7 protein-coding genes are annotated in these 10,158 nt (G+C 40.1%); 3 read left to right on the top strand and 4 right to left on the bottom strand.

The annotated features are described in order from the left end of the window. Window positions 1-733: 733 nt before the first annotated feature. From B879_RS19125 to bshC, 3 genes are all read right to left on the bottom strand, one after another. Window positions 734-1,225, bottom strand: coding sequence for a hypothetical protein (locus tag B879_RS19125; RefSeq protein ID WP_009186873.1), 492 nt, complete (start codon window positions 1,223-1,225; stop codon window positions 734-736). A gap of 66 nt (window positions 1,226-1,291) precedes the next feature. Then, the gene (locus B879_RS19130) at window positions 1,292-1,864 is read right to left on the bottom strand and encodes a 5-formyltetrahydrofolate cyclo-ligase (RefSeq protein WP_009186874.1); all 573 of its coding nucleotides are present in this window, start codon (window positions 1,862-1,864) and stop codon (window positions 1,292-1,294) included. Continuing rightward, entirely contained in the window at window positions 1,857-3,428 is a 1,572-nt protein-coding gene (gene bshC / locus B879_RS19135; protein ID WP_009186875.1) for a bacillithiol biosynthesis cysteine-adding enzyme BshC, read from the bottom strand. The genes B879_RS19130 and bshC overlap by 8 nt, the downstream gene beginning before the upstream one ends. A gap of 287 nt (window positions 3,429-3,715) precedes the next feature. On the opposite strand from bshC, the gene B879_RS19140 reads away from it, so the two are divergent. Then, the gene (locus B879_RS19140; protein WP_009186876.1) at window positions 3,716-5,908 is read left to right on the top strand and encodes a heavy metal translocating P-type ATPase; all 2,193 of its coding nucleotides are present in this window, start codon (window positions 3,716-3,718) and stop codon (window positions 5,906-5,908) included. A 25-nt stretch (window positions 5,909-5,933) separates the two neighbouring features. Here B879_RS19140 and B879_RS19145 read toward each other — a convergent pair whose 3' ends face one another. Then, window positions 5,934-6,929, bottom strand: coding sequence for a D-alanine--D-alanine ligase (locus B879_RS19145; protein WP_009186877.1), 996 nt, complete (start codon window positions 6,927-6,929; stop codon window positions 5,934-5,936). Window positions 6,930-7,128: 199 nt separating this feature from the next. On the opposite strand from B879_RS19145, the gene B879_RS19150 reads away from it, so the two are divergent. After that, entirely contained in the window at window positions 7,129-9,309 is a 2,181-nt protein-coding gene (locus B879_RS19150) for a S9 family peptidase (RefSeq protein ID WP_009186878.1), read from the top strand. Between the two features lie 286 nt (window positions 9,310-9,595). After that, the gene (locus tag B879_RS19155; protein WP_010607943.1) at window positions 9,596-10,012 is read left to right on the top strand and encodes a GxxExxY protein; all 417 of its coding nucleotides are present in this window, start codon (window positions 9,596-9,598) and stop codon (window positions 10,010-10,012) included. The last annotated feature ends 146 nt before the right edge of the window (window positions 10,013-10,158 follow it).

Genomic DNA, 10,158 nt, shown 5'->3' on the forward strand with positions numbered 1-10,158 from the left:
AATGCCATGGTGAAAAGCGCAATAACAAAGAGTAAAGCTTTTCTCATAAGGTATTTTAGTTTAGTTGATGTGTAAAGAAAAATTATTTATCGCACTTTTCAAAATACCCGAAACTTTATCTACAAAAGCGTTATATTTTTAGAATATTTTAGAATAAAACAATTTTTTAAAATATATAATTAGAAAAATTATACAAAAACTATTTTTATTTAATTTTTGAGATTTTTGAAGAATAAACGGGTATTTTAAGGGTTAAGCGGTGCTAAAAAGTGATTATTTGGAATTGTGCTGAAATAGTTAAAATTTGTTAAATCACTTTCTACATTTCCCAAGTGGCCAAAATATTATTTGGATAATTTAAATTTCACTATAAAATCAAATTAAAAAAATTTTTATGAATTTTATGTATTATTTTTTATCAAAAGGGCTATTAATTACCAAAAGTAAAAAAAATAAGGCTTTTTAATATGCCAAATGAAATCGACCTAATTATATTTTGGATCAGCGTACAATCTGAAAATAATTAAAAAATTAAAATTTAAAATTATTTAAATTTGGATTGACAAAAGTCGATTTTCCGAAGATTTTTTGTAAAATCAGTCTTTAAGGGTTTTAAAAATGAAAACTGACAGAAAAAATTAAAGTAAAGATCAAAATGAAGCCTGTAGATAGATATGATAATTTTACCATGACCAGTCTACAGGCAAAAGGAATTTCAAAATATTATTTGGAATTAGAAAACGAAGCGGATCGATAAAGCTAATTCATCCCAACCGTAATTATAATAACCTAAATTGATGGCAGGTTTCCAGTCCAAACTCAGATTTATGGGTGCATCTTGAAAGGCATAGTCCAATCCAATAATACCATTGAGCCCAAAAATTGTATAACTCGTATTCGGTTCCGCCCAAGGTGGCCTGTTCCTACTGCTGCTATTCCTGGTGTTCCAAGTTCCCAAATGGGCTCCTCCACCAAAAAACCATTGCAGTCCTTTTACATCCCTGATGTCCTTATGTACCTCGTAAAGACCCGTTACCATTAAACCTCCCCACCTAGCGTGTAAAATTCCTTCCAAGGCTGCATCTTGACTGATAAAATGTTTGACAGTCAAACCATTGGTTACACCTGCTCGCAATCCGATTGCTGTAGTATATTGGGCAAAAGCAGGTTTAACACCCATTAAACTCCCCACAATGAGCAATAAAAAGATTGTTTTTTTCATCATCGTTCAATTTTTGGTTTTTTTAAATGTCTTAAAAAGCATGCCAAATTACAGGAATGAAAAGACTTTTTAAGTGTTAAAGTGAAAAATTTGGCCAGGAACAATACATAAATCCAAAGGAATGTCATGTGGTTCAGTGGGAATTGTTCTTTCCGGCAAAAAAAAGCTAAGACCAACTTTCATTGTGCACTGATCTAAGCCGGCAAGAAATTTATCATAATAACCCTTACCGTAACCAATCCTAAATCCTTTGACATCAAAGGCCAACAAGGGTATCAAAACCATTTGAATACTGTCCGGAGCACATTTTTTTGCATCAATTGGCACAGGAATTCCCCAATCACCTGATTCAAATCCGCGAATCCCCGAAATATCGAGGGTCTCCAATTGATCTGCTGTTTTATTTACCTGAGAGGTATACAGAAAATAGCCTTTCTCCTGAAGTGTGTAAAACAATGGAAAAGTATCCACTTCATGAAAGCGGTCTATGGGAAGAAAAAGATGGATATGCCTGATCTCTTGATGGGATTTCAGATATTCAAGAAATTGCGCTGTCATTTCTGCGGAGAAATCCCTGATCTGCTCCCTGGAAAGCTCCCTCCTCCTTTTTCTGTATGCCAGGCGGAGTGCTTCTTTATCCATTTTGTTCTTTCAAAATGATAAAATCAAAATTTAACGGATCGAAAGCAGGGTATAACTTTTCTACAAAAGTAGAATCATTCAGGAAAAACCTCATAAAATTTTCAACGCGCTCCTGAGGGCTTCCTCCTGGATAACAATAAGACTGAACAGCCTCACGCTGTCTTATGATATCGGATAATTTCCTTTCCTCAGCACGTCTCACTTTTCTCGCCATCTGGTCCATGATTTTCAAGGCCCTGACCTTACCGGCTTCAAATGCAGGCTCCAAGGTTATATCCAAGGCAGCTGCCCGAAGCCCCATTTGATCAAATAATGCACTTAATTTTTCTTTTTCTTCGGATAAAGTGACATCCATTTCAGCCTGTTGCTGAACGAAAGCTGCTTTCCAGTCCAGCATAGACTGAAACAGGGCTTTATCATCCAGTCCCAACTTTTCAATTGTCCGTTGAACAGCAGTATCCAGCACCAAAGCAAAATTTCTTGGCATCAAAGCAGGAAACTGAACACTGAAGCGGTCAAACATAGGCTTGAGCTGCATCCAATAGGCCACTTCTGCAGGACCTCCCAAGTAAGCAATATTGGGTAAGATGGTCTCCTCGTAGATAGGTCTTAATACGACATTAGGACTGAACCGCTCTGGATGGGCTTCCAGCATTTCTCTGAGTTCCTCCTTTGTGAAGAAAATCGATGTGTTCAACACCTTATATATAGTACCATTTTTTTCAATGCGTTCCCTCAAGCCTCCTTCCATGTAGAAGAGGTTAATTTCTCTGGGATAAATCTGACTTTTATACCCCAGACTTTCTAATGCTTCTGTTGTTTGCTGGGTCAAATTGTGAGGTATGTGTTGAAACAGATCAGCGAGCATTACGGGCTTGAAAAAAGTTTTCAGCGCTGCATCATTGCCGTCCACAATCAATAGCCCTTTCTCTCCGAATAAACTGTGTACATATCTTCTGCCAGCTTCGGCCAAAGTTTTGGAACCGAGGTATGCCTCTTTGAAGAAATCAGGTACAAAATGGGCTATCTCCTTGAAGAAGTCTTTAAAACTTTCATCCAATTGAAAAGCTCCTACTGGGCCTGTTTGCGATGTATTCCATTGATATTTTCTGCCATCGAGCTTGAAGTAGTTGATTTCATCAAAATCATGGTCTTCAGAAGCCAACCAGTACACCGGTATAAAATGATAATCAGGATACGTTTTTTTCAAACGCTCAGCCAAATTGATGGTAGATACAATCTTGTAGATAAAGTACAAAGGCCCTGTAAACAAATTCAGCTGGTGACCGGTGGTGACCGTAAAAGTTTTACTGTCTTTTAATGCCCTAATTTGGGAAAGGGTGAAATCATCTAAGGATAAGCCTTCATATTGTTTTTCCAACACCTTGGATAGAACTTCCCGCTTATGCGCTGAAAAATCTTTTCCTTCAATCAGGGGCTGAAAATTTTCTATGCGGGGAAATTGATTGTAGTAACCTCGCAATTCAGCTTTTTCTCTGAGGTAATCTAAAAATAAAGGAGAGAACTGCCCGGTACACTCAGGATCTACGCTTGACTTTATCATGAATTTTTGGGTTCAATTACGGGTTGTAAGGTACAAAGGATTTAAACTCATCAACAAATATTAAAGTTCGTATAATTTCCACATTTATAAGAATGGTAACTGGTAAGTTTAATTTTTACAAAAATTGTATAACTGGATGACAGCCATAAGAAGTAACTTTAGGGTTTAGTAATAGGTTTTATGATTTATTGACCTAAAACAAAAGCCATAGTTACTGGAGCCTTTGTGGCTTAAAATAAAAAAGCTTTGAGTCTTCCCGCCTTTGTGGCATCAAACCATACGCAAAAATGTCAACCATAAAAAAAGAAATACCAGTAGAGGGAATGAGCTGTGCTGCCTGCGCCATTGCTGTAGAAAAAGTACTCACCAACAGCCCGGGCGTAAAGGTTGCCGCTGTGAATTATGCCAACCATGCGGCCATGCTGGAATATGAAGAAGGTTCCATCGACTTGGCGCAACTTAAAAAATCGGTACAAAGCAGTGGTTATGATCTATTGATAGAAGAAATACAGCAGGAAGAACTGGACAACAGGCAACAGGAGGCTTACCTTAGACTTCGTAAAAAGACCATTTTTGCAGGAATCCTGGCCTTCCCGGTATTTTTGATCGGCATGTTCTGGATGCACATGCCCTATGGTAATGAAATCATGTGGGCCTTGACTACACCAATCCTGTTCGTTTTTGGAAGACAGTTTTACATACAGGCCTTGAAACTTGCCAAGGTAAAACAAGCCAATATGGATACCTTAGTGGCCCTCAGTACGGGTATTGCCTATTTATACAGCAGTTTCAATACTTTTCTCCCTGATTTTTTGATCGCTAGGGGATTGGATCCGCATGTTTACTTTGAAGCGGCAGCAGTCATTATCTTCTTTATTCTATTGGGAAAAACCTTGGAATCCAAAGCCAAGGCAGGCACAGGCGCTGCTTTGAAAAAATTAATGGGCCTTCAACCCAAAGAGGTAAGCCTAATTGTAAACGGGCAGGTACATATCAGAAATATTGATGAAATCCAAAAAGGAGATAAAATATTGGTTCGTCCGGGTCAAAAAATCCCATTAGATGGAAAAGTGATAGAAGGTAATTCCTATGTCAATGAGAGTATGTTGACAGGAGAGCCTATACCGGTTGTTAAGGAAATTGGCAGCCGGGTTTTTGCAGGAACCCTGAATCAGGAAGGCAGCCTTACTTTCTTTGCTGAGCAGGTAGGTAATCAAACCTTGTTGGCCCAGATCATCGAAAGGGTAAAAACAGCCCAAGGATCCAAAGCCCCCATTCAAAAAACCGTGGACAAGGTGGCTTCCATTTTTGTACCAGTGGTGTTGCTAATTGGCATTTTAACATTTTTCATCTGGGGCTTTAGTGGGGTAGAAGATGCTTGGTTAAGGGGAATGTTGGCCATGATAACGGTTTTGGTCATTGCCTGTCCCTGTGCCTTGGGGCTGGCCACGCCTACAGCCATCATGGCTGCTATGGGTAAAGGTGCTCAAATGGGTATCTTGATCAAAAATGCTGAGAGCTTGGAGAAAGGTAAAAAGATTGACACTTTATTATTGGATAAAACCGGCACCATCACCAAAGGCAGTCCTGAAGTAACAGGAACAAAATATTTTTCTGCCTGGACTGATGCAGATGCTGATGTGCTTACTGCCATTGAATCCAAGTCAGAACATCCCCTGGCCAAAGCCATTGTCAAACACTTTGGGGGTATTAATGGGTTACCAAAGATTGCTGACTTCAAAAGTGAAACAGGCAAAGGAGTATCCGCATTTTACCATGGAAAAATATACCGCATTGGCACACAAAAATGGCTGAGCACATTCATTTCCTCTTCATTTGAAGCCGATCTTCAAGAGTCTTTAATGCGGATGGAAGATGGTGCCACGCTTGTATATGTGGCGAGGGATGAGGATCTCATCGCTTATTTTGAAATTACTGACCCCATTAAGCCAACTTCCATCCAAGCTATTCAGGAATTACAGGATATGGGTATCAGCATTCATATGCTGACAGGAGACCATCAGAAGGCAGCTGAAAAAGTTGCCAAGGAGACTGGTATCAATGCCTATCAAGGACACATGCTTCCCCAGGAAAAGGCAGAATATGTAAAAAAATTACAAAAAGAAGGAAAAATTGTGGCCATGGCCGGTGATGGCATCAATGACAGTGAAGCCCTCAGCCTGGCAAACCTAAGTATTGCTATGGGGCAGGGTTCTGATATCGCCATGGAAGTGGCAGATGTTACCTTGGTACATTCCGACTTGCAGCAAATCCCCAAAACCTTACAGCTCACCAAAAAAACGGTCAATATTATTCACCAAAACTTATTCTGGGCATTTATCTATAATGTTATCGGGATACCTATTGCTGCTGGGGTGCTCTACCCTGCCTTCGGGTTCTTGTTGAACCCAATGCTGGCCGGCGCAGCTATGGCCCTCAGTTCAGTATCAGTGGTGACCAATAGCCTAAGGCTTAGATAGGGCGTGCTGAAAAACAGCTAAGACACTACAAATCATCACTAAACATTTCTTCGATCAACTCGGTATAGAACTCTTTGACCTCCATGCCAATGGCCCTGACCTGTTGTGAAATCAGACTGGTTTCGGTCTGTCCCGGTACGGTATTGATTTCGATAAAATAAAATTTACCGGTCTCATGTTCGAGAAAATAGTCTATCCGTACAGCGCCCTTACAGTTCAATTTCTGATACACCTGTGCAATAATTCTATTCACACGGTTCACCTCTTCTTCACTCATCCTTCCCGGTGTAATTTCCTCAGTAACCCCAGGAGAGTACTTGGCTTCGAAGTCAAAGAATTCCTTGCTGCTGACAATTTCAGTGGCAGGCAGCACAGTGGTTTTCCCCTGGGCATGGTAAACTCCGATAGAAAACTCCCTGCCTGAAACAAACTCTTCCACCAATACCTGATCGTCCTCTGCGAAGGCCTTGTCTAAAGCTTCCTTCAGTTCGTTGGGCGTTTTGACCTTACTCATGCCGATACTACTGCCCCCATTATTGGGTTTGACAAAAAGTGGCAACCTCAACTCCTTTTGAATCCTTTCCAGATTTTCGACTTTATTCTGAAAAAGCTGAATGGATCTGGCCACAAAAAGTTCGGGAATGTCATGCACAATGGCTTTGGTATAACCCTTATTCATAGTGATCGCCGAAGTAAGTGCATCACAGGTGGTATAAGGGATACCCACCATATCAAAATAGCCTGCCAATTTACCATCCTCCCCGGGCGAACCATGAAGTATGTTGAATACCCCATCAAAAGTTATTTTCTCTCCCGCCAAGGTGATGGAAAAATCATTGAGATCTACAGGCACTTTTTCACCAGAGGCTGTTTGATGGTGCCAATCATTGGGGTAAATCAGGATCTTATAAATATCGTATCGGTTCCTATCAATCGTTTTTTCAACGACAGCAGCACTTTTTAGAGAGACAACGGCCTCTCCGCTAAATCCTCCTGTGACCAAGGCAATTTTTTTCTTCATAGGGCAAAAGATTATTTACCCGAATTACTGAAATTTCAGGCTAAATTCTTTCTAAGTAAGCCTAATAAATCTTCTTTGAGGTTTAATTTTATATATCTCTCTTTGGATACCAGTTAAACAAAATAGACCACTTAAACTTTTCAACGTTTCCCTTCTCTCCAATTTAATTATCTTTATCGCTGGAAATAAACTCAAAAATATGTTCAGATATTCCTTTGTATTGCTTTTCGCCCTGATGTTTTTTGTGAGCGAAAGCAGCATAGCACAACAGAAAAAAACAGTCAGTTTGGAAGATGTATTCAAATCGAATACTTTTTCCCAAAAGTCAGTATATGGCATCAACTGGATGAAAGATGGCCAATACTATTCTTCCCTGCAAAGGGGTCTTACTGGCCCCAAGGTAGTTAAAATCAATGTAGCAACAGGCGAAGAGGAAGCCGTCTTAATAGATGGTGCCGCACTTGGCATCAACTTTTCAAGTTATTCTTTCAATCCAGATGAAAGCAAAGCCCTTATCGCTTCGGAGGTGGAGAGCATTTACAGAAGATCCAGTAAAGGGATTTTCCATGTAGTGGACTTGAATAGTGGCTCTGCCCAAAAATTGATGGATGGGGGAAAAATTATGTATGCTACACTTTCCCCTGACAATGACAAGGTCGCATTTGTGAAAGACAATAACCTTTTCGTGGTGGAATTAGCAAGCAATGTCGTCACCCAAATTACCCAGGATGGAAAGTGGAACCATATCATCAACGGGGCCGCTGATTGGGTATATGAGGAAGAGTTTTCCATGTCCAAAGCTTTTGAATGGTCACCAGACGGCAAAAAAATAGCCTTCATACGTTTTGATGAAACAGAAGTCCCTGAATTTAACATGCAGACTTGGGGAAAGTTGTACCCAGAAGATTACCGCTTCAAATACCCTAAAGCCGGAGAAAAAAATGCTGAAGTAAGCATTCATATTTATCATTTGGACAGCAAGGAAACCATCCATGTGAATGCAGGGGAGGAAAAAGACATCTATCTGCCAAGAATTTACTGGACCAATGACAGCAATGCCTTGGCATTCATCCGCCTCAATAGGCTACAAAACCAGCTAGATCTTTTCTACGCCAATGCGAAAGACGGTAGCAGCCGGTTGATTCTCCAGGAAAAGGCAGAGACTTATGTCGACCTGAACTACAATGATGACCTGAGATTTCTGGAGGGAAATAAGGGTTTTATCCGCACTTCCGAGCAGGATGGTTTTAAGCATATTTACCACCATGACAATCAGGGTAAACTGATCAGACAGATTACTTCTGGCAACTGGGAGGTTTCCAGATTGGTAGGTATAGATGAAAAAAACAAAAAAGTCTACTATATCTCTACGGAGGCTTCTCCACTGGAAAGAAACCTCTATGTGATCAATATGGATGGCAAGGGCAAAAAAGTATTGACCCCTGAAAAAGGCAGTACTTCTGTGAATATGAGCAAAGACTTCAAGTATTACATTGCGAATCACTCCAATGCCCAAACGCCACTGAAAGTTACTTTAAATGAAGCTTCAGGCAAACTGGTTAAGGTACTTGAGAACAATTCAGAATTAAAATCCAGACTCGAAGACTTCCAACTTTCTGCCAAGGAGTTTTTCCGTTTCAACACCATAGACGGGACCTCCTTGAATGGTTATATGATCAAACCGGCGGATTTTGATGAAAGCAAAAAATATCCCGTACTGATGTATGTCTATGGAGGACCAGGCTCTCAAAATGTAACCAATTCTTGGGGAGGAACCAGGGATTTTTGGCACCACCACCTGGCTGCTGAGGGGTACATTGTAGTTTGTGTGGACAACAGGGGCACCGGTGCCAGAGGAAGGGATTTTAAGCATATGACCTATGCCAATTTGGGCAAATTAGAAACAGAAGATCAGATTGCTGGCGCGCAATTCCTGGCTGGGATGCCGTTTGTTGATGCCTCAAGGATTGGGATATGGGGTTGGTCATATGGGGGATATATGTCTTCCTTGGCTTTGTTGATGGGCAATGACGTATTCAAAACAGCCATAGCAGTTGCCCCTGTAACAACCTGGAGGTACTATGACACCATTTACACCGAGCGGTACTTGCAGACACCACAATTGAATGCAGCAGGATATGATGATTACAGTCCGATTACGCATGTGAACAAACTGAAGGGCAACTACCTCTTGATCCATGGTACGGGTGATGACAATGTACATTACCAAAATGCGGTCGATATGGTAGATGCCCTGATTAAAGCAGACAAACATTTCGACGTCATGTTTTACCCTAACCGCAACCATGGCATTTCAGGGGGCAATACCAGCTGGCATTTGTACAGCTTGATGACAGACTGGATTAAGAAAAAACTTTGATTCATTGTACCAAGGACCAGGTACAATGTACCAAGGTTAGCACTTGGCACACTGTGCTTGGTCCTTTTTTTAGCGATCAATCAAAACCACGGCAGCTATGGACTAACTATGTCTGCTCCTATGTTACTATGTTGTCCAAAAATCCTTGTCAAAAAAATTAATCGGATAATTTCACATAAAACCCAAGTACGGCCATGCTTCCTCTTCAGTATTTAAGTGAAAATCTTTATTTTCATTCAAGTGTTTTAATTGGATGTTTTTTAAGAATTTTTACCTCATTAAGCCTATGCAGGTTTCAAAAGCATATTTGGACAAACTTTCCTATCAAGTTATTGGGGCAGCGATAGAAGTACACAAAACTTTAGGGCCAGGATTATTGGAAAAGGTCTATCATAAGTGTCTCTGCAAAGAATTATCTCTAAGGGGGATAAAATTCAAATCAGAGAAAACCATAGACTTTGAATATAAAGGGGAAAGACTGGATATTGACCTGAAATGTGATTTCATCATTGAAGATTGTCTTATTGTTGAAATCAAGTCCGTTAAAGAAATGAATCCACTATTCGAAGCCCAGGTATTGGGATATATGAAACTTTTAAAAATTGGAAAGGGACTATTGATCAATTTCAAAACCACCAATATTTTTTATTCCGGACAAAAAACCTTTGTAAATGAATATTATGAATTGTTACCTGATATTTGATGCAGAAAAGGCTACCAAAACAAAGAATACATAGTAATAATTCAGCAACTGATACGGTAATCAAAGCCAGGCCGGTCCAATACCAAAAACCACATCAGCGATGGCCAAACTATGTTAGCTATGTAACTATGTGGCCCAAAAACCAA

Origin of the sequence: Cecembia lonarensis LW9 (assembly GCF_000298295.1) — a bacterium.
Classification (GTDB): Bacteria; Bacteroidota; Bacteroidia; order Cytophagales; family Cyclobacteriaceae; genus Cecembia; species Cecembia lonarensis.